Source organism: Streptomyces sp. NPDC092370, assembly GCF_044755265.1.
Classification (GTDB): Bacteria; Actinomycetota; Actinomycetes; order Streptomycetales; family Streptomycetaceae; genus Streptomyces.
In genome coordinates this window covers 135,672-159,447 of record NZ_JBIVQO010000003.1, presented here as the reverse complement: position 1 = coordinate 159,447, position 23,776 = coordinate 135,672, and the positions used below count along the sequence as shown (strand labels likewise).

Annotated in this window: 24 protein-coding genes and 1 riboswitch; of the genes, 13 read left to right on the top strand and 11 right to left on the bottom strand. The window is 70.8% G+C overall.

What is annotated here, in order from left to right:
- Positions 1-98: 98 nt before the first annotated feature.
- From ACIQHQ_RS11930 to ACIQHQ_RS11910, 5 genes are all read left to right on the top strand, one after another.
- The gene (locus tag ACIQHQ_RS11930; protein WP_402611799.1) at positions 99-938 is read left to right on the top strand and encodes a Scr1 family TA system antitoxin-like transcriptional regulator; all 840 of its coding nucleotides are present in this window, start codon (positions 99-101) and stop codon (positions 936-938) included.
- A complete protein-coding gene (locus ACIQHQ_RS11925) occupies positions 922-1,113 on the top strand; it encodes a DUF397 domain-containing protein (RefSeq protein ID WP_402611798.1) in 192 nt (63 codons plus the stop codon). The genes ACIQHQ_RS11930 and ACIQHQ_RS11925 overlap by 17 nt, the downstream gene beginning before the upstream one ends.
- Positions 1,114-1,319: 206 nt before the next feature.
- Positions 1,320-2,171 carry a hypothetical protein gene (locus ACIQHQ_RS11920; protein WP_402611797.1) on the top strand — a complete coding sequence of 284 codons (852 nt, stop codon included), beginning with the start codon at positions 1,320-1,322 and terminating at the stop codon, positions 2,169-2,171.
- 59 nt (positions 2,172-2,230) lie between these two features.
- Positions 2,231-2,380, top strand: coding sequence for a hypothetical protein (locus ACIQHQ_RS11915; protein WP_402611796.1), 150 nt, complete (start codon positions 2,231-2,233; stop codon positions 2,378-2,380).
- A 14-nt stretch (positions 2,381-2,394) separates the two neighbouring features.
- On the top strand, positions 2,395-2,964 hold the full coding sequence (locus tag ACIQHQ_RS11910; RefSeq protein ID WP_402611795.1) for a hypothetical protein: 570 nt from the start codon (positions 2,395-2,397) through the stop codon (positions 2,962-2,964).
- 10 nt (positions 2,965-2,974) lie between these two features.
- On the opposite strand, the gene ACIQHQ_RS11905 is transcribed toward ACIQHQ_RS11910, so the two are convergent.
- From ACIQHQ_RS11905 to thrC, 6 genes are all read right to left on the bottom strand, one after another.
- On the bottom strand, positions 2,975-4,531 hold the full coding sequence (locus ACIQHQ_RS11905) for a carboxylesterase/lipase family protein (protein WP_402611794.1): 1,557 nt from the start codon (positions 4,529-4,531) through the stop codon (positions 2,975-2,977).
- 89 nt (positions 4,532-4,620) lie between these two features.
- A complete protein-coding gene (locus ACIQHQ_RS11900; protein ID WP_402612168.1) occupies positions 4,621-5,784 on the bottom strand; it encodes an NADH:flavin oxidoreductase in 1,164 nt (387 codons plus the stop codon).
- A gap of 177 nt (positions 5,785-5,961) precedes the next feature.
- Positions 5,962-7,584 carry a chaperonin GroEL gene (groL, locus tag ACIQHQ_RS11895; RefSeq protein ID WP_283974767.1) on the bottom strand — a complete coding sequence of 541 codons (1,623 nt, stop codon included), beginning with the start codon at positions 7,582-7,584 and terminating at the stop codon, positions 5,962-5,964.
- Positions 7,585-7,973: 389 nt separating this feature from the next.
- Positions 7,974-8,177, bottom strand: a complete 204-nt coding sequence (locus ACIQHQ_RS11890) for a cold-shock protein (RefSeq protein ID WP_010035953.1) — start codon at positions 8,175-8,177, stop codon at positions 7,974-7,976.
- A gap of 447 nt (positions 8,178-8,624) precedes the next feature.
- Positions 8,625-8,900 (bottom strand): MoaD/ThiS family protein, encoded by a 276-nt coding sequence (locus ACIQHQ_RS11885; protein ID WP_003991133.1) that lies wholly within the window; start codon positions 8,898-8,900, stop codon positions 8,625-8,627.
- A gap of 110 nt (positions 8,901-9,010) precedes the next feature.
- The gene (gene thrC, locus ACIQHQ_RS11880; protein WP_402611793.1) at positions 9,011-10,297 is read right to left on the bottom strand and encodes a threonine synthase; all 1,287 of its coding nucleotides are present in this window, start codon (positions 10,295-10,297) and stop codon (positions 9,011-9,013) included.
- 15 nt (positions 10,298-10,312) lie between these two features.
- Positions 10,313-10,468: riboswitch (SAM riboswitch) on the bottom strand.
- 155 nt (positions 10,469-10,623) lie between these two features.
- Between thrC and ACIQHQ_RS11875 the strand changes: the two genes are divergently transcribed.
- The 3 genes from ACIQHQ_RS11875 to otsB all read left to right on the top strand — a co-directional run bounded on the left by ACIQHQ_RS11875 (position 10,624) and on the right by otsB (position 14,090).
- Entirely contained in the window at positions 10,624-11,595 is a 972-nt protein-coding gene (locus ACIQHQ_RS11875; RefSeq protein ID WP_402611792.1) for a glucosyl-3-phosphoglycerate synthase, read from the top strand.
- A gap of 73 nt (positions 11,596-11,668) precedes the next feature.
- Positions 11,669-13,057, top strand: coding sequence for a trehalose-6-phosphate synthase (locus ACIQHQ_RS11870; RefSeq protein WP_402611791.1), 1,389 nt, complete (start codon positions 11,669-11,671; stop codon positions 13,055-13,057).
- Positions 13,058-13,064: 7 nt separating this feature from the next.
- Positions 13,065-14,090: a trehalose-phosphatase gene (gene otsB, locus ACIQHQ_RS11865; RefSeq protein ID WP_402611790.1), complete on the top strand. Its 1,026-nt coding sequence runs from the start codon at positions 13,065-13,067 to the stop codon at positions 14,088-14,090.
- Positions 14,091-14,234: 144 nt separating this feature from the next.
- Here otsB and ACIQHQ_RS11860 read toward each other — a convergent pair whose 3' ends face one another.
- Together ACIQHQ_RS11860 and ACIQHQ_RS11855 are read right to left on the bottom strand one after the other, a co-directional pair.
- On the bottom strand, positions 14,235-14,480 hold the full coding sequence (locus ACIQHQ_RS11860) for a DUF3263 domain-containing protein (protein ID WP_402611789.1): 246 nt from the start codon (positions 14,478-14,480) through the stop codon (positions 14,235-14,237).
- 33 nt (positions 14,481-14,513) lie between these two features.
- On the bottom strand, positions 14,514-15,767 hold the full coding sequence (locus ACIQHQ_RS11855; RefSeq protein WP_402611788.1) for an extracellular solute-binding protein: 1,254 nt from the start codon (positions 15,765-15,767) through the stop codon (positions 14,514-14,516).
- 133 nt (positions 15,768-15,900) lie between these two features.
- Here ACIQHQ_RS11855 and ACIQHQ_RS11850 point away from each other — a divergent pair, with 133 nt between their 5' ends.
- From ACIQHQ_RS11850 to ACIQHQ_RS11840, 3 genes are all read left to right on the top strand, one after another.
- Positions 15,901-16,842 carry an ROK family protein gene (locus ACIQHQ_RS11850; protein WP_402611787.1) on the top strand — a complete coding sequence of 314 codons (942 nt, stop codon included), beginning with the start codon at positions 15,901-15,903 and terminating at the stop codon, positions 16,840-16,842.
- Complete coding sequence (nagA, locus tag ACIQHQ_RS11845) at positions 16,842-18,077, top strand: N-acetylglucosamine-6-phosphate deacetylase (RefSeq protein ID WP_402611786.1); 1,236 nt, start codon at positions 16,842-16,844, stop codon at positions 18,075-18,077. Before ACIQHQ_RS11850 ends, nagA begins: the two co-directional genes overlap by 1 nt.
- Positions 18,078-18,196: 119 nt before the next feature.
- Complete coding sequence (locus ACIQHQ_RS11840) at positions 18,197-19,126, top strand: 1-phosphofructokinase family hexose kinase (RefSeq protein ID WP_402611785.1); 930 nt, start codon at positions 18,197-18,199, stop codon at positions 19,124-19,126.
- 6 nt (positions 19,127-19,132) lie between these two features.
- On the opposite strand, the gene ACIQHQ_RS11835 is transcribed toward ACIQHQ_RS11840, so the two are convergent.
- Positions 19,133-20,089: a carbohydrate-binding protein gene (locus ACIQHQ_RS11835; RefSeq protein WP_402611784.1), complete on the bottom strand. Its 957-nt coding sequence runs from the start codon at positions 20,087-20,089 to the stop codon at positions 19,133-19,135.
- 116 nt (positions 20,090-20,205) lie between these two features.
- Positions 20,206-21,864, bottom strand: a complete 1,659-nt coding sequence (gene cdgB, locus ACIQHQ_RS11830; RefSeq protein WP_402611783.1) for a diguanylate cyclase CdgB — start codon at positions 21,862-21,864, stop codon at positions 20,206-20,208.
- Between the two features lie 336 nt (positions 21,865-22,200).
- On the opposite strand from cdgB, the gene ACIQHQ_RS11825 reads away from it, so the two are divergent.
- Together ACIQHQ_RS11825 and ACIQHQ_RS11820 are read left to right on the top strand one after the other, a co-directional pair.
- Positions 22,201-22,785, top strand: a complete 585-nt coding sequence (locus tag ACIQHQ_RS11825; RefSeq protein WP_402611782.1) for a flavin reductase family protein — start codon at positions 22,201-22,203, stop codon at positions 22,783-22,785.
- A gap of 45 nt (positions 22,786-22,830) precedes the next feature.
- Positions 22,831-23,298, top strand: coding sequence for a GNAT family N-acetyltransferase (locus tag ACIQHQ_RS11820; protein ID WP_402611781.1), 468 nt, complete (start codon positions 22,831-22,833; stop codon positions 23,296-23,298).
- Here the strand turns inward: ACIQHQ_RS11820 and arfB are convergent.
- Positions 23,295-23,732, bottom strand: a complete 438-nt coding sequence (gene arfB, locus ACIQHQ_RS11815) for an alternative ribosome rescue aminoacyl-tRNA hydrolase ArfB (RefSeq protein WP_390987422.1) — start codon at positions 23,730-23,732, stop codon at positions 23,295-23,297. The genes ACIQHQ_RS11820 and arfB overlap by 4 nt on opposite strands.
- Between the last annotated feature and the right edge of the window lie 44 nt (positions 23,733-23,776).

Genomic DNA, 23,776 nt, shown 5'->3' with positions numbered 1-23,776 from the left:
CGCTGAGTTTGCGATTCAGCACACAGCGTGGCCGACCCTGCCTAACCTGGCCATACACGGCCGCCCAACAACCCCATCTGTACGACAGGGAGTTGCCCATGCCCAGCTCCAGGGATCTCGACCCGTCCTCCTCCCCTCGGGCGCTCCTGGGCGCCGAACTCCGCCACGCCCGCGAGAAGGCCGGCCTGAGCCAGGAGGAACTCGGACAGCGGCTGTTCGTGAGTGGGTCGTTCATCGGCCAACTGGAGGCGGGGACACGGAGGTTGCAGCGGGAGTACGCGCGGCTGCTCGACGATGTGCTGGGGACGGAGGACTTCTTCCAGCGGAACTGTGGGGCGGCGGCGAAGTCGAAGTACCGCGAGCACTTCGCAGAAGCCGCGGAGGCGGAGACGCAGGCCACTGCCATCAGGGAATACGCATCGATGCTGATCCCCGGATTGCTCCAGACGCCTCTGTACGCACGAGCCGTCAGCCGCGCCTACTTGCCCTCAGCGACAGAAGAGGCCATTGAGGAGTTGGTGACAGGTCGCGTGGAGCGGGCGCGAATCCTCGATGATCCAACAAGGCCTCTGTTGTGGACGGTGATTGACGAGGCCGCACTGCACCGCGTGACGGGCGGGCCAGAGGTGATGGCGGGTGCCTTACGCCACCTCATCGGCCTGATCGGCCAGAACCGTGTCATCGTTCAGGTGCTGCCGTTCGACGCGGGAGCTCACCCGGGGATGCAGGGCTGCGTCAGGTTGATGGACTTCGACGACGCCCCTCCGTTGGCCTACCTCGAAGGAGTCGACACAGGACGACTGGAAGACGACCCCGCGACCGTCGCGCGGTACAGGCTCTACTTTGAACTCCTCACGGCTTCTGCCCTCTCGCCTGAGAAGTCTCTGGCTCTCCTTGAGGCGATGGCGCAGGATTACGACCATGAGGAACATGCCTGAGTGGTACAAGTCCAGTTACAGCGGCGGCACCGGCGACAACTGCCTGGAAGTCACCCAGGCGCTTCCTGATGTCATCCCCGTCCGCGACTCCAAGACCCCCCACGGCCCGAGGCTCGTGTTCCGGCCCACAGCCTGGTCGGCATTCGTCGAGCACCTCAAGGACGAGACAGCCTGAGCTTCGGGACCCGGGCTTCGAGCTCTCTTTCAAGGAACGGGTGGGAGGGCCTCAACCCGCCCTCCCACCCCGCGTGTTGACTTGACGCGTCCGGCTTGCCACGGACAGTCACGTACCTCTACCGTTCCTGGACAAGCAACAGCCCCCGCCCGGTGCTACCAACACCTGCGGGGGCTTAACCAACGAGATCGAGAGACGTCGATCCCATGGCTGAAGCCAACTTTAGTGCTGCCCGCCCGTTCGCGCACCCCATGGCCAACCCGGGCTATGGCAAACGCTCCGCCCCTGACCAACTCGCGCGCACCGGACACGACTTCGCCCATCTCCCACCCCGCGAAGCCGCCATCGCCGCCTACCTCGACCGGCTCCCCGACGGCGCCGACATCTCCGTGAAGACGCTGGCCAAGCAGCTCCCCTACGGGCAGTGCGCCCTCGGCACGGCCCTCAACCGCCTCCAGCGGGCAGGGCATCTGCGCCGCGGCCGGGAGTGCGTGACGGCCGACGACGGCAGCTCCCGCTGGATCACCCGAACGTGGTTCACCCGCACCGCCCGGGATGACGACTGGTGGACCGCCTTCACCCGCGGCGACGTACCGAAGCAGACAGCGCGCCCCACCCGCTCCCGCGCCCACATCCTCCTGGCCGCCCTCGGCCGCGCGGCCCCCGTCCTGTCCCTCTCCGAGGCGGACTGTGCGACCCTCGCCCCCCTCGTGGCGGACTGGTTCGTGCGCGGCGCCTCGGAGGACGACGTACTGCGCGCACTCACGGCCGGTCTGCCGACCCCCGTCCACCACCCCGCCGCCCTGGTCCGCAACCGCCTGACCAGCAAACGTCCACCGCCACCCGCCCCACGCCCACCCCTGCGGGTCCTGGAGTGCGCGAACTGCGGCGCGCCGGGGCGTCCGGAAACCCTGCCAGGGGGTCGTTGCAGCGCTTGCCGGGGTGAACGCGCCGCCGCACAACCTCCCGCACCCCTGTGCGCCCCCACGATCCACGACCGTGCGGCCGAGATCCGCGCCGCGATGTCCCGGCGACGGCAAGAGGAGGCACACACATGACGGCTCCAACGGCGCGGCGTCACTCCCCCAGGGCACGATGGAAGGGAGGAGGCACCACGATGCCCCCTGGTACCGCTGACCGCCCGCTGATGCCCATCGAAGACTTCGAGGCTCTCGCCAACGCGGCCCCGGATCACGTGCGGCTCGCATACGTGGACGGCCGTGTCCGCACGAAGGACCCGCTCAGCGTCAAGGACTACGCCGACTGAGGACAATGGGCGTCATGAACCACGCCCAGCTCACCGCCCTAGGCCGTGCCCTCCGTCTTCTCGGTGAGCACGGGGAAGCCCTCGGCTCCGACACCCCGGACGCCAAACTGCACGAGGTCAAGGCCGACCTGAAGCGCGCCCTGGACCTGCTGGAGGACAGCGTCACGACCGCGGCGCCCACCACGCGCTGCCCGGAACACCCCACCGGCCCGGTCGACGAGAGCGCCCCTGACCGGTGCCTGCTGTGCGAGACCCGGCGCAGGACGGCCCGCCGGAACGAGTTCAACGGCCCCGCCCCCCAGTACCGGCCCGCCGAACCCGCCCAGTCCCGCTACGGCGTGCGCGGCGACCGCCCCCAGCCCCAGCAGCGCTGGCTGGCGGAGCTGTGGAACGGTCAGACCTGGCAGTTGTGCGGCACCCCGCGCCGGGACCGGCGTGAGGCCGAGCTGTTCATCGCCGCCCAGCGCAAGGCTCCCCGGGCCGCCATGGCCTACCGGCTGGTGCACGAGTTCACCGACTACGAGGTGCTGCGGGTGTGGGGGACGCCGGTGAAAGTGGACATCGAGCCCATGGGCAACCTCTGACCACCCGGGATCACAGCAGCGGCAGCGGGCGGAACTCGTGCCCCTCCCACAGGCGCCGCGACCGTTCCTCCGGATAGGCCGTGACCACCGGCTTCGCGTCCAGCACCTGCACCAGCCGCCGCTCGTCGTCGTACGCCGGCCAGCCCGGGTCCCCCGTCCTCGCGAAGGACGTCCAGGACGAGCGGAAGCGGGACGACAGCGCCTCGGCCTCGGCGGACGGCTCCACGCCCGCGAACAGCAGCAGCCCCAGGTCCGCCCCGTACGTGCCGAACAGCAACGGGATGTCCAGGCCGTGGCAGGCGCCGAGCGCACCGCCGCTGCCCGGGGCCGGCCAGGTGAGTTCGTAGACGTGCGCGCTGCCGCCACCGGCGCGCTGGGCCTCGGCCAGGTGCAGCGAGGGCATGTTGAACAGCCAGTCCGTCTGGACGCGTTCGTACAGCTCGCCCGGCAAGGCGTCGGGGAAGGCCGTGCGGTAGGCCTGTTCGCCGTCGGGTCCGGGAGCGAAGAGGCGGAGGGCCGAGGCCGCCCTCTCGTCGGTGATCCGGCCGAGTTGGCCCGCCAAGGCGATGAAGAGGCGGTACTCGTCGCGGTTGTGGCCGACGAGGAGGTCGACGTCCTTCGCCGAACCGGACGCCAGCGCCTGCCACGGGGTCGTCGGCAGGATCTCGCCGTCGACCACCGGGGAGAAGGGGGTGACCGTGGGCGCCGCCTGGCCCCAGCGGTCGACGCGCTGGAGCATCTTGGCGCTCAGCGTCTCCCCGGCCGACGTCAGCCGGCGCGGATCGATCGTCGAGAGGTCGGCGACCGTGGGGCGCAGGCCCAGCTCGGCGGCGAGGGCGGCACCGATGTCCCGGGCCAGCGCGTCGGAGAAGAACGTCCCCGGCACGCTCTGGGCGATCGCCCGCCGGAACAGGCCGGTCGCACGCGGCATGGAGAGCAGCGAGGCGACCGAACCGGCTCCCGCGGACTCCCCGAAGACCGTGACCTGGCCGGGGTCGCCGCCGAAGGATTCGATGTTGTCCCGCACCCACTCCAGCGCGGCCACCTGGTCGAGCAGCCCCCGGTTGGCGGGCGCGCCCTCGATCGATGCGAAACCCTCCATGCCCAGGCGGTAGTTGAGGGACACGACCACCACGTCGCCGTCGGCGGCGATGTGCCGGGCGTCGTAGCCGGGGCTGCCGGAGTGCCCGAGCTTGTAAGCGCCGCCGTAGATCCACACCATCACCGGCCGGTGGGCGCTCGGGTCGGGCTCGGGTGTCCAGACGTTGACCGTGAGCCACTCGTCGCCGTGGGGCACTTCGATCAGGCCCGGGCCGCCCAGATTGCCGAGATCCTGCGGGGGCGGCGGGCCGAAGGCGTACGCGCCCCGTATGCCGTCCCAGGCGTCGGCGGGCCGCGGGGGCATGAAGCGGGCCTCGCCCACCGGGGGCGCGGCGAAGGGGATGCCACGGAAGACCGCGAGCCCCGCCTCCCTGCGCCCCCGGACGGCACCGGCGGTGGTGCGCACCACCGGTCCGGGCTGCTCGGAGGGGCCGTCCGCCGGGGGGCGGGACTCGGTCGTCGTCATCTGGATCTCCTCAGCGACTGCGAGTGAACAGGAGCCAGGTCAGTGTCCTTGACTGACGCAAGCAGATCCAGAGCCCTTCGGAGGCAGGGTCAGCTGAGGGTCTTGAGCGACGCCGGGTCGTACGGCGCGAGGTCCTCGAAGCGGCCGTCGAGCACCTTGCGGGCCCACTCGGGGTCCTGGAGCAGGGCGCGGCCGACGGCGACCAGGTCGAACTCGTCGCGCTCGAAGCGGTCGAGGAGGTTGTCCAGGTCGCCCAGTTCGGCGCCCTGGCCCTGGAAGGCCTTGATGAAGTCGCCGTTCAGACCGACCGAGCCGACGGTGATGGCGGGCTTGCCGGTGAGCTTCTTGGTCCAGCCGGCCAGGTTGAGGTCGGAGTCGTCGAACTCGGGCAACCAGTAGCGGCGGGTGGAGGCGTGGAAGGCATCGACACCGGCGGCGGCCAGCGGCGTCAGGATGGCCTCCAGCTCCTCGGGCGTCTCGGCGAGGCGGGCGTCGTAGGCCCCCTGCTTCCACTGGGAGTAGCGGAAGATGATGGGGAAGTCGGCGGAGACGGTCTCGCGGACGGCCGCGACGATCTCCTCCGAGAGCTTGGCACGGGCGACCCGGTCGCCGCCGTAGGCGTCGGTGCGGCGGTTGGTGCCCTCCCAGAGGAACTGGTCGAGCAGGTAGCCGTGGGCGCCGTGGATCTCGACGCCGTCGAACCCGATGCGCTCCGCGGCGGCCGCGGCCTCGGCGAACGCGCCGATGACGGCGTCGATGTCGGCCTGCGTCATGGCCTCCCCGGTGGGCTCCGTCGCGCCGATGCGCAGGCCGGAGGGGCCGACGGCCGGGGCGTCGGCGACCGGCGGCTCACCCTGGTTGCGGACCATGCCGATGTGCCACAGCTGCGGCACGATCGTGCCGCCCGCCGCGTGCACCGCCTCGGCAACCCTGGCCCAGCCGGCGAGTTGCTCGTCACCGTGGAAGCGGGGCACACGGTCGCTCTGCCCGGCCGACTCGTGACCGACGTAGGTGCCCTCGGTGACGATCAGGCCGACTCCGGCGGCGGCGCGGCGCGCGTAGTACGAGACGACGTCCTCGCCCGGCACACCGGCCGGGGAGAACATACGGGTCATCGGCGCCATCACGATCCGGTTCGGAACGGTCAGGCCGCCCAGCGATACGGGCCGGGACAGGATTTCGGCGGCGCGGGAAGCGGAGGCGGCGACAGTCACGTGGGGGGCTCGCTTTCGGATACCGGAGGGTATGTGCATGCGCATAGGGCGTACGTTCCAACCCCTCGGCCCCGCCCCCGCCATCCCGCCCCGGCCGTGATCCCGATCACGCCCCGGACGCATACCGCAGGCGCACCGGATACGCCCGAGGGCGGCACCCCCTGCCGAACAGGAGGTGCCGCCCTCGGTAAGGACGTCGATCAACCGTCAGGTCGATCAGAAGTCCATGTCACCGCCCGGCATGCCGCCGCCGGCGGGCGCGGCGGCCTTCTCCGGCTTGTCGGCGATGACGGCCTCGGTGGTGAGGAACAGCGCGGCGATGGAAGCGGCGTTCTGCAGAGCGGAGCGCGTCACCTTCGCCGGGTCGATGATGCCTTCGGCGATCATGTCGACGTAGTCACCGGTCGCGGCGTTCAGGCCGTGACCGACGGGCAGGTTGCGCACCTTCTCGACGATGACGCCACCCTCGAGACCACCGTTGACGGCGATCTGCTTGAGCGGGGCCTCCAGGGCCAGCTTCACGGCGTTGGCGCCGGTCAGCTCGTCGCCCTCCAGGTCCAGCTTCTCGAAGACCGAGGAGGCCTGCAGCAGGGCCACGCCACCACCGGCGACGATGCCCTCCTCGACGGCCGCCTTGGCGTTGCGCACGGCGTCCTCGATGCGGTGCTTGCGCTCCTTGAGCTCCACCTCGGTGGCGGCACCGGCCTTGATGACCGCGACACCGCCGGCGAGCTTCGCCAGGCGCTCCTGCAGCTTCTCGCGGTCGTAGTCCGAGTCGCTGTTCTCGATCTCGGCGCGGATCTGGTTGACCCGGCCCTGGACCTGCTCGGCGGAGCCGGCACCGTCGACGATGGTGGTCTCGTCCTTGGTGATGACGACCTTGCGGGCCTTGCCCAGGAGGTCGATCGTGGCGTTCTCCAGCTTGAGGCCGACCTCCTCGGAGATCACCTCGCCGCCGGTGAGGATGCCGATGTCCTGCAGCATCGCCTTGCGGCGGTCGCCGAAGCCCGGGGCCTTGACGGCGACGGACTTGAAGGTGCCGCGGATCTTGTTGACGACCAGGGTCGACAGGGCCTCGCCCTCGACGTCCTCGGCGATGATCAGCAGCGGCTTGCCCGACTGCATGACCTTCTCCAGGAGCGGGAGCAGGTCCTTGACGTTGGAGATCTTGGAGTTCGCGATCAGGATGTACGGGTCGTCGAGGACGGCCTCCATACGCTCCATGTCGGTGGCGAAGTACGCCGAGATGTAGCCCTTGTCGAAGCGCATACCCTCGGTGAGCTCCAGCTCCAGACCGAAGGTCTGGGACTCCTCGACGGTGATGACGCCTTCCTTGCCGACCTTGTCCATGGCCTCGGCGATGAGCTCGCCGATCTGGGTGTCGGCGGCGGAGATGGAGGCCGTGGAGGCGATCTGCTCCTTGGTCTCGACGTCCTTCGCCTGCTCCAGCAGGGCGGCGGAGACGGCCTCGACGGCCTTCTCGATACCGCGCTTGAGGGCCATCGGGTTGGCGCCGGCGGCTACGTTGCGCAGACCCTCCTTGACCAGGGCCTGGGCGAGCACGGTCGCGGTGGTCGTACCGTCACCGGCGACGTCGTCCGTCTTCTTGGCGACTTCCTTGACCAGCTCGGCGCCGATCTTCTCGTACGGGTCCTCGAGCTCGATCTCCTTGGCGATGGACACACCATCGTTGGTGATCGTGGGCGCGCCCCACTTCTTCTCGAGGACGACGTTGCGGCCCTTGGGGCCGAGCGTCACCTTCACGGCGTCCGCGAGCTGGTTCATGCCGCGCTCGAGGCCGCGCCGCGCCTCCTCGTCGAACGCGATGATCTTGGCCATGTGAAGTGGTCCCTCCAGGACTGGGGGTGATTACTTCGGACCGCGCCCGCGCCCGCGACGGACGGCCCCGACCGGCTGGTTCCTTGCCCCATCCGGTCCGTGGGCCTCACCGACCCGGTCCTTACGTTGTCACTCTCACCTTCAGAGTGCTAACGCAATGATTAGCACTCGACCCCTCCGAGTGCAAGGTGCGCCCGCGAAGCCGGCTCGACGAGGGGTGGTGGTCGGGTGACGGGCGGGGCAAGCGCCCGGCGGGACCGGGACGGGCCGTCAGCCGCCCCGCGAACGCCGCCCGGCAGGGGTTCCGAACAGGCCGAAGGGCCCGCACCCCGGGGGGTACGGGCCCTTCTGAGAAGACCGGTCGCTTGAGCGTTGGTCGTGGTGCGCGTTCAGGCAGAGACGCGAACCATGTCGGCCTGCGGTCCCTTCTGGCCCTGCGAGATCTCGAACTCGACCCGCTGGCCCTCTTCAAGGGTGCGGTAGCCGTCCATCTGAATCGCGCTGTAGTGGACGAAAACATCCGCACCACCGTCGACCGCGATGAAGCCGTACCCCTTCTCCGCGTTGAACCACTTGACGGTGCCCTGAGCCATGCCTAACTCCCCTATTACTGGCCCTTGCACAGATCCACACTTCGCGGACCCGGGTCAGACCTCACCCCCCACGGTTGGGGGCGTGCGCCGGAACGCGTCGACCGCGGCCGAATGTATCTGTCCAACTGCCGTCTGCAACAGGTCAATCGGACGAGAATTCCGGACGCGCAGGGTCCGGAATGTAGGCAGAATTCGCCCGAATTCAGGGCAAATCGGGCTCCACAAAGAGAACAAAAGCCGCAAAAGATGCGCACACTTTGGCTACATCTTGTCGGGCCCGCGGAGGGAATTCAGGGTTCCGATCAGAGGATCGGGATCGTGTTCCCCAACTGTATCGCGCTCAATCACACAGAATTGCCCCCTCCGCTTCTCTCACGGAGGGGGCAATTCGGTGAACTCTCAGTGACAGCCGTTACCGAAGGTAATAATCGGGCCGGTCGACCGGGTTCAGCCGCCGGCGACGGCGGGAATGATCGACACCCCGGCACCGTCGGGCGTCGCCGTCTCCAGCCCCTGTTCGAACCGCACGTCGTCGTCGTTGACGTACACGTTGACGAACCGGCGCAGCTTGCCCTGGTCGTCCAGCACCCGGGCGGCGATCCCGGTGTGGTTCTTCTCCAGATCGGCGATGACCTCGCCGAGATTCGCCCCCTCGGCGGCGACCTCGGCCTGACCGCCGGTGTAGGTGCGCAGGATGGTGGGGATGCGAACGGTGACGCTCATGTCTTCAAAACCTCCGGTTGGGTGACAAACCTAGGGGCGCGGGGCTGTGCCGATCCACGGCTCCGCCGCGTGGGCGCGAACGACCCCCACCGGCCCGCAGGGATCAACGATCAGACGAGCCCAGCCGCCCGGAACGCATCCAGGCTGGGACGAATGGTCGCCGAAAGACCCGTGCCCGCCACCGCATCCAGCGTCTTGAGACCATCCCCGGTGTTCAGTACCACGGTCGTCTTCGACGGGTCGAGCACACCGCTCTCGATCAGCTTCTTCGTCACACCCACCGTCACACCGCCGGCGGTCTCCGCGAAGATGCCCTCGGTCCGGGCGAGGATCTTGATCGCGTCCACGACCTGCTCGTCGTTCACGTCCTCCACGGCACCGCCCGTGCGGCGCGCGATGTCCAGCACGTACGGCCCGTCCGCCGGGTTGCCGATGGCGAGGGACTTGGCGATGGTGTCCGGCTTCTGCGGGCGGACCACGTCGTGCCCGGCCTTGTACGCCGTCGACACCGGCGAGCAGCCCTCGGCCTGCGCGCCGAAGATCTTGTAGGGCTTGTCCTCGACCAGACCGAGCTTGATCAGCTCCTGCAGGCCCTTGTCGATCTTCGTGAGCTGCGAGCCGGAGGCGATCGGCACGACGAGCTGGTCGGGCAGCCGCCAGCCGAGCTGCTCGCAGATCTCGTACGCGAGGGTCTTGGAGCCCTCGGCGTAGTACGGCCGCAGGTTGACGTTGACGAAGCCCCAGCCCTCTCCGGCCGGGTCGCCGATCAGCTCGGAGCAGAAGCGGTTCACGTCGTCGTAGTTGCCCTCGATGCCGACGAGCTCACCGCCGTAGACCGCGGCCATGACGACCTTGCCCTCCTCCAGGTCGTGCGGGATGAACACACACGAGCGGAAGCCGGCGCGGGCCGCGGCGGCGCCCACCGCACCGGCGAGGTTGCCGGTGGAGGAGCAGGAGAGCGTGGTGAAGCCGAAGGCGCGGGCGGCCTCCAGGGCCTGGGCGACGACACGGTCCTTGAAGGAGTGCGTCGGGTTGCCGGAGTCGTCCTTGACGAAGAGCTTGCCGGCGTCGACACCCAGCTCGCGGGCGAGGTTGTCGGCCTTGACGAGCTTGGTCCAGCCCGGGTTGATGTTCGGCTTGTCCGCCACGTCGGCCGGAACCGGCAGCAGCGGGGCGTAACGCCAGATGTTCGCCGGTCCCGCCTCGATCTTCTTACGCAGTTCCTCGGTGTCGTAGGCCGAGAAGTCGTAGGCGATCTCCAGCGGGCCGAAACACTCCTCGCACGCGAAGACCGGGCCGAGGGGGACGCGGTGACCGCACTCGCGGCAGCTCAGCGCCGCGGCGGGACCAAGGTCTACGGTGGAGTCAGTGGTGCTTGCAACAGTCTGCGCAGCCATGTGAGGCGAGGCCCTTCCTCATCTTCCTCACGACGCGTTTCGCCGTGAGACGGATTTGGCACCTTCCCTAGCCGGGAGCCTCGCGAAGTGGTCGCCAGTGACCTACGAGAACCGACTGGAGGGTTGCCGGGGCTTCATCGGGCCGTTTCCCTCTGCCCCTCTGGATGAGCTGTATGTGGTTGTAGGCGGCGGGTGACCCCGGACATGCGATGGTCATCCGCGTTGTTCAAGACTGTAACCGACGACCAGGACAGTTGAGATAGCCGTCCGAACCGCGAGATGGATCACCGTCCGTCCCGCCCGGAGTACGCAGAGGAGCCGCCACGGTGCTGGAAGAAGTCGAGCGGTGGCTGAGCACCCGTTCCTGGTCCGTGAACGATCGCCCGCTCCACCAGATCCTGGCCGCCAAGCAGCGCACGGGCCAGACGGTCAGCGTCGTGCTGCCCGCGCTCAGCGAGGAGGCGACGGTCGGTGACATCGTCGCCGTCATCCGCCACGACCTGATGCGACAGGTCCCGCTCGTCGACGAGCTGGTCGTCGTCGACTCGGGGTCCACCGACCGCACGTCCGAGGTGGCCGCCGCCGCGGGCGCGCGGGTGGTGCACCGGGACGGGATACTCCCGCGGCTGCCCGCCGTGCCCGGCAAGGGCGAGGTGCTGTGGCGCTCCCTGCTCGTCACCCGCGGGGACATCGTCTGCTTCGTCGACGCGGACCTCAGGGAATTCTCGTCCGACTTCGTCTCCGGAATCGTGGGCCCGCTGCTCACCGAGCCGGACGTGGACCTGGTGAAGGCCATGTACGACCGTCCGCTCGGCACTGAGCTCGATTCGCTCGCCTCCGCCAGGACCGCCGGGCAGGGCGGCCGGGTCACCGAACTGATGGCGCGCCCGCTGCTCAACATGCACTGGCCGCGGCTGGCGGGCTTCGTGCAGCCGCTCGGCGGCGAGTACGCGGCCCGCCGTTCCCTGCTGGAGCGGCTGCCGTTCCCCGTCGGCTACGGCGTGGAGCTCGGCATGCTCGTCGACGCCCTGCACCTGGCGGGCCTGGACGCCCTGGCCCAGGTGGACGTCGGGGTGCGCAAGCACCGGCACCAGGACGGGCAGGCGCTGGGCCGGATGGCCGCCGCGATCTACCGCACGGCCCAGCTGCGGCTGGCCCGCGGGCACCTGGTCCGGCCGTCCCTGACGCAGTTCGAGCGGGGCGAGGACGGCTTCGAGCCCCGGACGTACTCCGTGGACACCGAGGAGCGTCCCCCGATGGTGGAGATCGCCGAGTACCAGGCGCGGAGAGCGGCCTGACCGGGGCCGTTTTCGGCCGCGCACGGCAGATCCGTACGTTTGAGCGTTTCCGGGCCGGGCTAGGTTGAGGTCTATGGCTTCAACGTACGGTGCTGCGCAGGTGCTGGTGGCCTCCAACCGCGGTCCGGTCTCGTACACGGTGGGCGAGGACGGTTCGCTGGACGCCAAACGGGGTGGCGGCGGCCTGGTCTCCGGGCTCTCCGCGATCGGTTCGGACGCGGACGCGCTGTGGGTGTGCTCGGCGCTGTCCGACGGCGACCGGGAGGCGGTGAGGCGCGGGGTCGGAGAGCACGGCGTGCGGATGCTGGACATCCCGGCCGACGTGCACGCCGACGCGTACAACGGCATCGCCAACTCGGTCCTGTGGTTCGTCCACCACATGCTGTACCAGACGCCCCTGGAGCCGGTCTTCGACGCTGAGTTCCGGCGGCAGTGGGCGTCCTACGAGACGTACAACCGGGCGTTCGCCGAGGCGTTGGCCGAGGAGGCGGCGCAGGGTGCGGCGGTGGTGGTGCAGGACTACCACCTGACGCTGGTGCCGGGCATGCTCCGCGAGCTGCGCCCGGACCTGAGGATCGGCCACTTCTCGCACACGCCGTGGGCGCCGCCGGAGTACTTCCGGATGCTGCCGGACGACGTGGCCGGGCAGGTGCTGCGCGGCATGCTCGGCGCGGACCGGCTGGGCTTTCTCACCGAGCGCTGGGCGGAGGCGTTCACCGCGTGCGCCGAGCGGTTCGCCGGCGGGCTCGGCGGCACGCGGGTCGGAGTGCACGGACTGGGGGCCGACGCGGACTTCCTGCGCAAGCGGGCCCACGAGCCGGACGTCGAGGAGCGGATGGCCGGGCTGCGGCAGGAGATCGGCGAGGGCCGCCGCACCATCGTCCGCGTCGACCGCACCGAGCTGTCCAAGAACATCGTGCGCGGCCTGCTGGCGTACCGCCGGCTGCTGGAGGCCCACGCGCAGTGGCGCGAGCAGGTGGTGCACGTCGCCTTCGCGTACCCCTCGCGACAGGACCTCGCCGTGTACCGGGACTACACGGCCGAGGTGCAGCGGGTCGCGGACGAGATCAACGCCGAGTACGGCACACCGGGCTGGAAGCCGGTCGTGCTGCACGTCAAAGACGACTTCGCCCGCTCGCTGGCCGCCTACCGGCTGGCCGACGTGGCGCTCGTCAACCCCATCCGCGACGGCATGAACCTCGTCGCCAAGGAGGTACCGGTCCTCTCCGACGCGGGCTGCGCGCTGGTGCTGTCGCGGGAGGCCGGGGCGCACGAGGAGCTGGGCGAGGACGCGATCACGGTGAACCCCTACGACGTCACGGGCACGGCTCAGGCCCTGCACGAGGCCCTGTCGATGCGCCCCGAGGAACGCGCCGAGCGCTGCAAGCGTCTGGCCGCCGCGGCGACGGCGCTGCCGCCGGCGCAGTGGTTCGTGGACCAGCTCGAAGCGCTGAGGGGCTGAGGGCCGGATGAGCAGCCAGACGGGCGGGAGTGCCCCGCACGACTCGCCGGCCGCTCGGCAGCGGCAGGACGAGCCGGCCGGGCGCGGCGCCACGACCCGGCCGGGTGGGCCGGACGCTCCCGGCGCCGAGCCCCTGCCCACACCCGTCACGCGGGCCGGGCAGGAGGGTCGCGGCGCCACGACCCGGCCGGGCGGGCCGGACGCTCCCGGCGCCGAGCCCCTGCCCACACCCGTCACGCGGGCCGGGCAGGAGGGGCTCGCCGCCCTCCTCGCCCGACCGGACAAGGCGCTGATCGGGCTCGACTTCGACGGGACGCTCGCGCCGATCGTGGCCGACCCGGAGCGGGCCCGGGCCCACCCATGGGCGCTGCCCGCGCTGGCCGCGCTCGCGCCGAAGGTGGCCGCCGTGGCGGTGATCACCGGCCGGCCGGCCGAGGTCGCGGTGCGCAACGGCGGCTTCGCGGGCGCACCGGGACTCGAGCACCTCGTCGTCCTCGGCCACTACGGCGCCGAGCGGTGGGACGCCCGCAGCGGCAAGGTCACCGCCCCCGATCCGCACCCCGGCGTCCACGCCGTCCGCGCCGAGCTGCCCGTACTCCTCGAAGGGACCGGGACCTGGGTGGAGGACAAGGGCCGGGCCGTGGCCGTGCACACCCGCCGGGCCCCCGACCCGCAGGCCGCCTTCGAGGCCCTGTGCGAGCCGCTCACCGCCCTGGCGACCCGGCACGGCCTGATCGTGGAGCCCGGCCGCATGGTCCTCGAACTGCGCCCGCCCGGCATCGACAAGGGCGTCGCCCTCACCGGGTTCGCCCGGGAGATCGGCGCCGGGTCCGTCCTCTACGGCGGCGACGACCTGGGCGACCTGCCCGCGTACGCCGCCGTCGACACCCTGCGCGCGGACGGCACCCCAGGCCTGCTGGTGTGCAGCGGCAGCGACGAGGTGACGGAACTGCGAGAACGGGCGGACCTGGTGGTGGACGGCCCGGAGGGTGTCGTGCGGCTGCTGAGGGCGCTGGCGGACTTCATCGGCTGACGGGCAGGTACTTCGGGGGCGCGGGCGGCATCGATATGCGGCTCCGCCGCGGGGTGCGAACAACCACGACGTCCCCGCACACCACGACGCCCCCGCACACCACGACGTCCCCGCACACCGCGGTGGCCGGACACCCCGCGGCCCTCAGCGTTCCGCCCGGCGCGTCTCCCGTATGCGGCGCAGCCGGTTCACCGTCACCGGGTCGTGGGACAAGGCCCTTGGGTCGTCCAGCAGGGCGTTGAGGAGCTGGTAGTAGCGCACGGGGGCCAGGCCCAGCTCCTCGCGTATGGCCCGCTCCTTCGCGCCCGGCCCGCAGAAGCCGCGGCGTTCGAGCGCGAGGATGTCCTGCTCCCTGCGCCCGAGCCGCGTCCCGTCGTACTCCTCGTCCATGCCCGGCACGGTAGCGCCCGCCACCGACAGCGCCTACTCCGCGCTCTCCGCCCGGGTCGCCGACGCCTGGAGGTGGCCCAGGACGCCCGAGGGACTGGCGCCGGGCGCGACGGCCTTGCCGATCTGCTGCTTCACCTGGGCACTGACGTCGGCCCAGGACGTCTTGCCGACCGGGTAGAGCTCGGAGGCCAGCAGCTCCTCCAGGAACGGCCTGAGGTGCCGGTCCTCGTCGGAGGAGGCCATGGTGCCGGACGCGGAGGTGGTGACCGGCAGCAGGTCGTACTCGCGGGAGAAGGCCAGCACGTTCTTCTCGCTGTAGACGAAGTCGAGGAAGTCGCCCACCTGGTCGCGGTGGCCGTTCTTGCGGAACGCCGTCATCCAGTCGGTGACACCGAGGGTGGACCTGCTGGGGCCCTCCTTGCCCGGCGTGGGCACCATCCCGTACTTGACGCCGTTCTTGGCGGCGATCTTCATCAGCGAGGGGTGGCCGTTGAGCATGCCGACCTCGCCCTTGGCGAAGGCGGCGAACGCCGCGGCGCGGTTCAGCTCACCGGGCGCGACCGGCCCGGTCAGGTCCTTGCCGACCAGGTCCTCCTTCAGCCAGGAGAAGGTGTCGATGTTCTCCGGGGAGTCGATGCCGTAGCTGTCGGCGCCGTCGGTGTAGCCGCCCCCGCCGCTGAGCATCCACTGCATGGTCTCGGCCTGCGCCTCCTCCGGTCCGAGGGGCAGCGCGTACGGGTACTTCACACCCTTCGCCTTCAGCGCCTCGGCGTCCTCGGCCAGGTCGTCCCAGGACTCGGGCGGGGTGATACCGGCCTTGGCGAAGAGGGTCCTGTTGTAGAAGAGCACGCGCGTGGAGGCGGCGAACGGCAGACCGTACTGCACGCCCTTCACCTGGCCCGCGGAGGCCAGCTGCCCGACGAAGTCGGCCTGCGTACGTATGGAGAGCAGGTCGTCGGCCTTGTAGAGCTGGTCCTGGGCGGCGTAGTCGGCGTACGCGCCGATCTGCGCCATGTCCGGCGGGTCACCGGCGGCGACCATCTCCCTGACCTTGCGGTCGACGTCGTTCCAGGAGTAGACGGTGACGTCGACGGTGACGTCGGGGTGGTCGGCCTCGTACTCCTCGGCGAGCTTGTCCCAGTACTTCTTCGAGCTGTTGGCCGCGCTGTCGCCGTAGTCGGCGGCGACCAGCTTCAGGGTCACGTCGCCCGAGCCACCCGTGACTCCACAGCCGCCGAGGACCGCCGTCATGCCCAGTGCGGACACCACCGCGATCGTTCCTGTCATCCGCCGCCGCTGCACTGCTGTTCTTCCCCAACCCCGGCGTCACCGCCGCCGAAACATTTCGATATGCGGAACAAGGTCTACACCACGTGAGTGGACTAGACCTCTTGCGGGTCCCCGGGTCACACTGTTCCCCGTGAGACATGTCATCGCCCTGGACGTGGGCGGCACCGGAATGAAGGCCGCGCTGACCGGGCCCGGCGGCGAGGTACTGCACCGGGCCCGCCGGGCCACCCGACGCGCCCAAGGGCCGGACGCCGTCGTCGCGGGCATCCTCGACTTCGCCGCCGAGCTGCGCGCCTGGGGCGCCGAGCGGTTCGGCACGCCCGCGTGCGCCGCCGGGGTGGCCGTCCCCGGCATCGTCGACGAGGCGCGCGGCGTCGCGGTCTACGCGGCCAACCTCGGCTGGCGCGACGTCCCCCTGCGCGACCTGCTGGCGGAGCGGCTGGGCGCCCCGGTCGCCCTCGGCCACGACGTGCGCACCGGTGGCCTCGCCGAGGGCCGCCTCGGCGCGGGCCGGGGCACGGACCGGTTCCTGTTCGTGGCCCTGGGCACCGGCATCGCGGGCGCCATCGGCGTCGACGGCCGCGTCGAGGCGGGCGCGCACGGCTTCGCGGGCGAGATCGGCCACATCGTCGTACGCCCCGGCGGGGCGCCCTGCCCATGCGGACAGCACGGCTGCCTGGAGCGCTTCGCCTCGGCGGCTGCCGTCAGCCAGGCCTGGGCCGCCGCCTCGGGCGACCCGGGCGCGGACGCGGCGGACTGCGCGAAGGCGGTGGACTCCCGCGACCCGAAGGCGGCGGCGGTCTGGCAGCAGGCGGTCGACGCCCTGGCCGACGGCCTGGTCACGGCCCTGACCTTGCTGGATCCCCGCACTGTGATCATCGGCGGTGGCCTGGCGGAAGCAGCCGAAACGCTGTTCACACCCCTGCGGGAGGCGATCCGCAGTCGCATCACCTTCCAGAAGCAGCCGTCGATCGTCCCCGCGGCGCTGGGGGACACAGCCGGATGTCTCGGCGCCGGGCTCCTGGCGTGGGATCTCCTCGACCACACCGACCGTACGGAGGTAACGCCCTGATGGCAGCGGACTCAGGGGCGCGGGACAGCGTCGATGTGCGGCTCCGCCGCGGAGCGCGACCGGCCCCGACGCACCCGCGTCCCGCGACGGCCGGACACCCCACGGTCCTGACCGGCGCGACAGTGGTACTCCCCACAGGAACCGTCGAAAACGGCCGGCTGGTGATCGACGGCACCCGCATCGCCGCCACCGCCCCGGAAAACGCCCACGTCATCGACGTGACCGGCCACTACGTCATCCCCGGTTTCGTCGACATCCACAACCACGGCGGCGGCGGGGCCTCCTTCACCTCCGGCTCGGCCGAGGACATCCTCAAGGGCATCCACACCCACCGCCTGCACGGCACGACCACCCTCGTCGCCTCCACCGTCACCGGCGACACGGACTTCCTCACCCGACGCGCGGGCCTGCTGAGCGAACTGGCCGAGCAGGGCGAGATCGCCGGCGTCCACTTCGAGGGCCCGTTCATCTCCCCCTGCCGCAAGGGCGCCCACTCCGAGGCCCTCCTGCGCGACCCGGACCCCGCGGAGGTCCGCAAGCTGATCGACGCGGCCCGGGGCCACGCGAAGATGCTCACGCTGGCCACCGAACTCCCCGGCGGCCTCGACTCCGTACGCCTCCTCGCCGACCACGGAGTGATCGCGGCGATCGGTCACACGGACGCGACGTACGAGCAGACGGTGGAGGCCATCGAGGCGGGCGCCACGGTCGCCACCCACCTCTTCAACGCGATGCCCCCGCTCGGCCACCGCTCCCCCGGCCCGGTCACCGCCCTCCTGGAGGACGACCGCGTCACGGTCGAGCTGATCAACGACGGCACCCACCTGCACCCCGCCGCGCTCCGGCTGGCGTTCCACCACGCGGGCGCCCACCGGGTGGCGTTCATCACCGACGCGATGGACGCGGCCGGTTTCGGCGACGGACGCTACTGGCTGGGCCCGCTGGAGGTGGAGGTCGCGGACGGCGTGGCCCGCCTCGTGGAGGACGGCACGATCGCCGGCTCGACGCTCACCCTCGACCGGGCGTTCCGGCGGGCGGTCACCGTCGACGGCCTCTCCGTCGAGGACGCGGTGACGGCCCTGTCCGCCACCCCGGCCCGTCTGCTCGGCTTGGACGACACGATCGGCTCACTGGAGCCGGGGAAGTACGCCGACCTGCTGCTCCTGGACGCCGATCACGAGCTGAAGGGCGTCATGCGCCGGGGTGAATGGGTGGCCGGTCCGCAACTGGGCTGATCATCCCGCATTCGTAAGACGGTGGCCGACTCCAGGACTGGGCCGGCCGCCGCCTCTTTGGCATGATCGGATTAGCTGCACATTCACGTCGACAAGCACATCGGGGGAGGTCGGCCCAGGTGATCCTCACGGTCACGCTGAACACCGCTCTCGACATCACCTACCGCGTACCGTCACTCAGGCCGCACGCCTCCCACCGCGTCTCCGAGGTGACGGAACGCCCCGGCGGCAAGGGCGTGAACGTGGCCCGGGTGCTCGCGGCCCTCGGGCACGAGGTGACGGTGACGGGGTTCACCGGCGGAGCGACGGGCCGGGTCGTGCGGGAGAAGCTCACGGCGGTGCCGGGCGTCGTGGACGCGCTCGTCCCGATCTCCGGCGCGACCCGCCGCACCATCGCCGTGGTCGACGAGCGGACCGGCGACACGACGCAGCTCAACGAGCCGGGCCCGTTGGTCGCACCCACCGAGTGGTCGGCCTTCCAGGAGGCCTACGGGGACCTGCTCCCCTCGGCGTCTGCGGTGGCCCTGTGCGGCAGCCTGCCGCCGGGCGTGCCGGTGGGCGCGTACGCGGGCCTGGTCCGGACGGCCAGGACGGCCGGGGTCCCGGTCCTCCTGGACACGAGCGGCGAAGCCCTGCGCCGGGGGGTCGCGGCCCGCCCCGACATCATCAAGCCGAACACCGACGAACTGGCAGAACTCACGGGCTCCCACGAACCCCTGCGCGCCACCCAGGACGCCCGCCGCCGGGGCGCCCACGCGGTGGTCGCCTCCCTCGGCGCCGAGGGCCTCCTCGCCGTCACCCCCGAGGGCCGCTGGCGAGCCACCCCGCCCACCTCGGTACGCGGCAACCCGACGGGCGCCGGCGACTCGACGGTAGCGGGCCTGCTGTCCGGCCTGGTCGACCACCTCCCCTGGCCGACCCGCCTCACCCGGGCGACGGCCCTCGCGGCGGCGACGGTGGCGGCACCGGTTGCCGGGGAGTTCGACCGAGGGGTGTACGAGGAGCTGCTGGGGAGGGTGACGGTTTCGGGAGAGGTCAGCGCGGCTTGAACCGACTCAGTCCTTGACCTGGCCCGCCTTCAGCCACAGCTGGTCCAGCAGGACGTTGCACTTGTCGCCGTCCTCGCAGGAGAGCGTGATCGTGTTGGTTCCCTTGTTCAGGGTCGGCCAGGCGTAGGTCTTCGTCCAGCCCTTGGCGAAGTCGCCGTCCGAGGTGTGCGTGAAGTTGCCCAGGTTGAGCTTGTCGCCGAACGGCTTGCCGTTGACGGTGAGGGTCATCTCCTGATCCTCGTCCACCGTGCTGTAGCGGGTGAAGACGGTGTAGGCACCGTCCTTCGGGACACCGTTGACGGTCCAGGTGACGGAGGAACCCACCTGGTTGAGGTTGCCCACGTAGATGCCGCCGTCGGACTGGGCGCCCTTGACGTCCTGGCTGAGGGTCGCGCCGCCGCCGAGACGCAGCGCCTTGGCGTCGATCGCGGGCAGGTCGACCTTGCTCTCGCCGGCCTTGCTGGCCGACGGGCTCGGCTTGGATTCCTCGGACTGGGTCGGGGCCGTGCCCACCTCGTCGGACGCCTTGTCCTTGTCCTTGTCGCCGCCCATCATGGCCACGCCGATGCCGATGACGACCGCGGCGACCACCGCGATCGCGCCGATCAGCAGGCCCTTGGTGTTGGGGCCGCGGCCGCCCCGGCCGCCACCGCCGCCGGCCGGCATCCGCTGCTGCGCGGTCTGCGCACCGCCCGGCAGCGTCTCCGGCGCCGCGTAGTGCGCGTTCGGCCGGTCGTAGCCACCCTGCTGCTGCGGGACCTGACCGTAGGGCGCGGTCTGACCGGCCTGCGGCTGCTGCTGGCCGTAGGGACGTGTGCCGACCGCTCGCACTCGGTTGACGGAGTTCGGGTAGCCGTAGCCCCCGGACGGCGGCTGGGCTCCGTTGGCCTGCCCGTCGGCGTAGAGATAGCCGAACGGGTCGTCGTCCTCGGGCGTGCTCGCGCCGTTGTTGCCGGGCGTCATCCCTTGGTCTCCTCAGTCAGGTGCGGTGCATGCGGTACACGGGTGAGTAAGCGAGCCTACCCGCTCCCGGAGACCCAAACGGGTGACTCAAACCGCATCAACTCACTGACCTGGGCTCACCCGGCGCGTCTGTGTTGTTTGGGGCGAGATCGTTTCTCGACGTACATCCGCTCGTCAGCGGATTTCAACACTTCGTCCGCCGTCATTCCACAGTGTGCCCATCCGATGCCGAAGCTGGCGCCCACCCGGACGGCCCGCCCCTCGGCACGGATGGGCTGGATGATCTCGTTGCGCAGCCGGACCGCGAGGTCCTGGGCGTCGGCGCGGCCGAGTCCGTCGGCGAGGATGACGAATTCGTCACCACCGAGCCGGGCGACCGTGTCGCCGTCGCGGACGCCGTTGCTCAGCCGCCGCGCGACCTCGATGAGCACCGCGTCACCCGCGTTGTGCCCGAACCGGTCGTTGATCGACTTGAAGCCGTCGAGGTCGCAGAAGAGCACGGCGAGGCCCTTGGTGCCGTCGTCGTGGTCGCCGTCCGGGGCGACGGTGTGCACATGGTGGTCGTAGGCGTCGAACGTCTCGGCGCCCTGCCGGAAGTCGAAGCCGGGCCCGACCACGTCGAACGCGGGATGGCCGTAGGCCGCGTCGACGGACTCCACGACCGAGTGCGGGGCCGCCGTGCGCTGACAGAGCCGGGCGGACAGGCGGGAGCGAAGCTCCGCGGAGTTCGGCAGGCCGGTGAGCGAGTCGTGCGAGGCACGGTGGGCGAGCTGGAGCTCGCGGCGCTTGCGCTCCTCGATGTCCTCGACGTGGGTGAGGAGGAAACGCGGGCCGTCGGCAGCGTCCGCGACCACGCTGTTGCGCAGGCTGACCCAGACGTACGTGCCGTCCCGGCGGCCGAGGCGGAGCTCCGCGCGTCCGCCCTCCGCCGAGGTGCGCAGCAGGGTGCCTATGTCCTCGGGGTGGACCAGGTCGGAGAACGAGTAGCGGCGCATCGCGGAGGCCGGACGGCCCAGCAGCCGGCACAGGGCGTCGTTGGTGCGCAGGATCCGGCCGTGCTGGTCACCGCCCATCTCGGCGATGGCCATGCCGGACGGTGCGTACTCGAAGGCCTGCCTGAAACTTTCCTCGCTCGCCCGCAGCGCCTGCTGCTCGCGCTCCAGGCGGACCAGCGCGCGCTGCATGTTGGCGCGCAGCCGGGCGTTGCTGATCGCGATGGCGGCCTGGAAGGCGTACATCTGGAGCGCCTCGCGGCCCCATGCTCCGGGTCGGCGGCCGTTGCGCGGCCGGTCCACGGAGAGCACGCCGACCAGCTCGCCGCATGTCCCGCTGCCCTGCGGACCGGGCGCGTACATAGGGGCGAAGAGCCGGTCGGCCGGGTGCCACTCGTCCTCGAAGCGGGGGGCGGGGCCGTCGGTGTACCACTGCGGGACGTCGTCGTCGTCGAGTATCCAGCCCTCGGTGTGCGGTATGAACACCAGGTCGCCCCAGTGCTCGCCCATGCCGAGGCGGCGTTCCCAGGAGTCACGCGAGCCGACCCGGCCGGTGATGAGGGCCTCGGCGGCGGGGTTCCCGGCGAAGGCGGCGACGACGAGGTCGCCGTCCGGCCGAACGAGGTTCACGCACGCCAGCTCGTACCCGAGGGCCGCCACGACGCCCTCCGCGACGGTCTGCAGTGTGTCCGCCAGGCTGCGGGCCGTGTTCATGTCGGCCATGACCTGGTGCAGTTGTCGCAGGGACGCAAGACGGACGTAAGGCTCCGACTCGGTCTCCATGCTCGCCCTCCCCCCGAGTACTCGCAGCGATTCAAGGGTCTCGTCGGCGTATCGTCCTGGCAGCTTCCCCGCCACTGAATCACAGCGCGCTGCTCACTCGGTACACAGGGTCAACAATTCCTGCCCCTTGTGACTCAAGTCACAGGCAAAGCTGAACAATTGAGTGGAGTTTCTGCGTTCTTCACAAGCGGTCACCGAACGCCGACTTTGTCGGGGTGCGCACCTGTATTCCCGTCGTGCCCCTCGCCGGACCGCGGATATCCATCGCGAGTCCTAGGACCGTGATGGGGCGGGAGTCCGATGCGGGGCGTGCGTGGCGGAGATTAGCGTTTCCCCGTGCCGAACACTCCCGCTGCCACGTCCCCGATCATTCCGTCGCCCGCCTCCGGGCATGCTGAGGGGGTGAGCAACGACGAGTTCCGCGCCGCCATGTCCCGACTGGCCTCGGGCGTGGTCCTGGTGACCGCGCAGGAGCCCTCGCTCGACCCGGACGACTCCTCGGCGCCGGATGCCGAGGACGTGGGCATGACGGCGACGGCCTTCATGTCGGTGTCGCTGGACCCGCCCCTGGTACTGGTGAGCCTGCGCGAGGGCTCCCGTATGGACGAGCTGCTGGAGGAGCAGGAGCTGTGGGCGGTCTCGGTCCTCTCCGGGAGCCAGCGGCACATCGCGGGCCGTTTCGCGATGAAGGGCCGCCTCAGCGACCGCCTGCTGTTCGCGGACATCCCGTACACGCGCGGCGAGTACACCCACGCCCCGCTGGTCGGCGGCGCCCTGGCCGTCCTGGAGTGCCGCACCGAGCAGCGCGTCCGGGCCGGCGACCACACACTGGTCATCGGCCGTGTCCTGACCGCCCGGGTCCCGAGCGCGGAAGGCGGGCCCTTGGCGTACTTCCGGGGCCGGTACCGGCAGTTGGGCTGAGGAAATCGCTGGTCCGGTGGCGATCCGCGCGCCTAGGGTGCGCCCATGACGACGACCGGCCCCCGGCTCGAGGAGATCACCCCCGCGAACCTCGACGCCGCCCTCGGCATCCACGTCCGCCCCGACCAGGAACACGCGGTCGCCCCGGTCGTGAAGTCGCTCGCCGAGGCGTACGTCCACCCCGCAGCGGCCTGGCCCCGCCTGATCGTCGACGACGACCGCCCGGTCGGCTTCCTCATGGCCTTCCTCGACATCGACTGGTACGAGGACGGCCGCGTCCGACGCTCGGGCCTGTGGCGGCTGAACATCGCGGCCGGGGAGCAGGGCAGGGGGTACGGCCGGTTCGCCGTCGAGTCGGTGGCGGCCGAACTGCGCCGGCGCGGCCACGACCGGCTCTACGTCACCTGGCACCCGGGCCCCGACGGCCCGGAAGGCTTCTACCTGGGACTCGGTTTCCGCCCGAACGGGGAGACCAGCGGAGGGCAGACCGTGGGCGTCAAGGAACTGGCCTAGCCCCAGTTCTGCCCGCCGCGTCCGCGCTTCGTCTCCGAGCGCTGCTTCTTCTCGCGCAGCCGGCGTTCGTTGATGCCCCGGGGAATCCGGGTCGGCTTGCGGGGCTTGGGCGGGGGTGCGGTCGCCTCGGCCAGGAGCGCGGTGAGGCGTACGGCGGCGGCCTCGCGGTTGCGCCACTGGGAGCGGTGCTCGGAGGACCGCACGGTGACGACCCCGTCGACCAGACGCCCGGCCAGCCGCTCCAGGGCCCGCTGCTTCCACACCGCGGGCAGCGCCTCGGTCTTCGCCAGGTCGAAGCTCAGCTCGACCTTGGAGTCGCTGGTGTTGACGTGCTGCCCGCCCGGCCCCGAGGACCGCGAGAAACGCCACATGAGCTCGGCCTCGGGCAGGGAGACGGAGCCACGGATGACGTGAGGACCGGACATGCCCTCCATGTTCCCGCTCCTGACCCGTCCACGTCACCCGAATAACCGCGCGT

Bases quoted from the DNA above. Each gene is read 5' to 3' on its own strand.
- ACIQHQ_RS11930 (WP_402611799.1), top strand. From the start codon at position 99: ATGCCCAGCTCCAGGGATCTCGACCCGTCCTCCTCCCCTCGGGCGCTC.
- ACIQHQ_RS11925 (WP_402611798.1), top strand. From the start codon at position 922: ATGAGGAACATGCCTGAGTGGTACAAGTCCAGTTACAGCGGCGGCACC.
- ACIQHQ_RS11920 (WP_402611797.1), top strand. From the start codon at position 1,320: ATGGCTGAAGCCAACTTTAGTGCTGCCCGCCCGTTCGCGCACCCCATG.
- ACIQHQ_RS11915 (WP_402611796.1), top strand. From the start codon at position 2,231: ATGCCCCCTGGTACCGCTGACCGCCCGCTGATGCCCATCGAAGACTTC.
- ACIQHQ_RS11910 (WP_402611795.1), top strand. From the start codon at position 2,395: ATGAACCACGCCCAGCTCACCGCCCTAGGCCGTGCCCTCCGTCTTCTC.
- ACIQHQ_RS11905 (WP_402611794.1), bottom strand. From the start codon at position 4,531: ATGACGACGACCGAGTCCCGCCCCCCGGCGGACGGCCCCTCCGAGCAG.
- ACIQHQ_RS11900 (WP_402612168.1), bottom strand. From the start codon at position 5,784: ATGCACATACCCTCCGGTATCCGAAAGCGAGCCCCCCACGTGACTGTC.
- groL (WP_283974767.1), bottom strand. From the start codon at position 7,584: ATGGCCAAGATCATCGCGTTCGACGAGGAGGCGCGGCGCGGCCTCGAG.
- ACIQHQ_RS11890 (WP_010035953.1), bottom strand. From the start codon at position 8,177: ATGGCTCAGGGCACCGTCAAGTGGTTCAACGCGGAGAAGGGGTACGGC.
- ACIQHQ_RS11885 (WP_003991133.1), bottom strand. From the start codon at position 8,900: ATGAGCGTCACCGTTCGCATCCCCACCATCCTGCGCACCTACACCGGC.
- thrC (WP_402611793.1), bottom strand. From the start codon at position 10,297: ATGGCTGCGCAGACTGTTGCAAGCACCACTGACTCCACCGTAGACCTT.
- ACIQHQ_RS11870 (WP_402611791.1), top strand. From the start codon at position 11,669: ATGGCTTCAACGTACGGTGCTGCGCAGGTGCTGGTGGCCTCCAACCGC.
- otsB (WP_402611790.1), top strand. From the start codon at position 13,065: ATGAGCAGCCAGACGGGCGGGAGTGCCCCGCACGACTCGCCGGCCGCT.
- ACIQHQ_RS11860 (WP_402611789.1), bottom strand. From the start codon at position 14,480: ATGGACGAGGAGTACGACGGGACGCGGCTCGGGCGCAGGGAGCAGGAC.
- ACIQHQ_RS11855 (WP_402611788.1), bottom strand. From the start codon at position 15,767: ATGACAGGAACGATCGCGGTGGTGTCCGCACTGGGCATGACGGCGGTC.
- nagA (WP_402611786.1), top strand. From the start codon at position 16,842: ATGGCAGCGGACTCAGGGGCGCGGGACAGCGTCGATGTGCGGCTCCGC.
- ACIQHQ_RS11835 (WP_402611784.1), bottom strand. From the start codon at position 20,089: ATGACGCCCGGCAACAACGGCGCGAGCACGCCCGAGGACGACGACCCG.
- cdgB (WP_402611783.1), bottom strand. From the start codon at position 21,864: ATGGAGACCGAGTCGGAGCCTTACGTCCGTCTTGCGTCCCTGCGACAA.
- ACIQHQ_RS11820 (WP_402611781.1), top strand. From the start codon at position 22,831: ATGACGACGACCGGCCCCCGGCTCGAGGAGATCACCCCCGCGAACCTC.
- arfB (WP_390987422.1), bottom strand. From the start codon at position 23,732: ATGGAGGGCATGTCCGGTCCTCACGTCATCCGTGGCTCCGTCTCCCTG.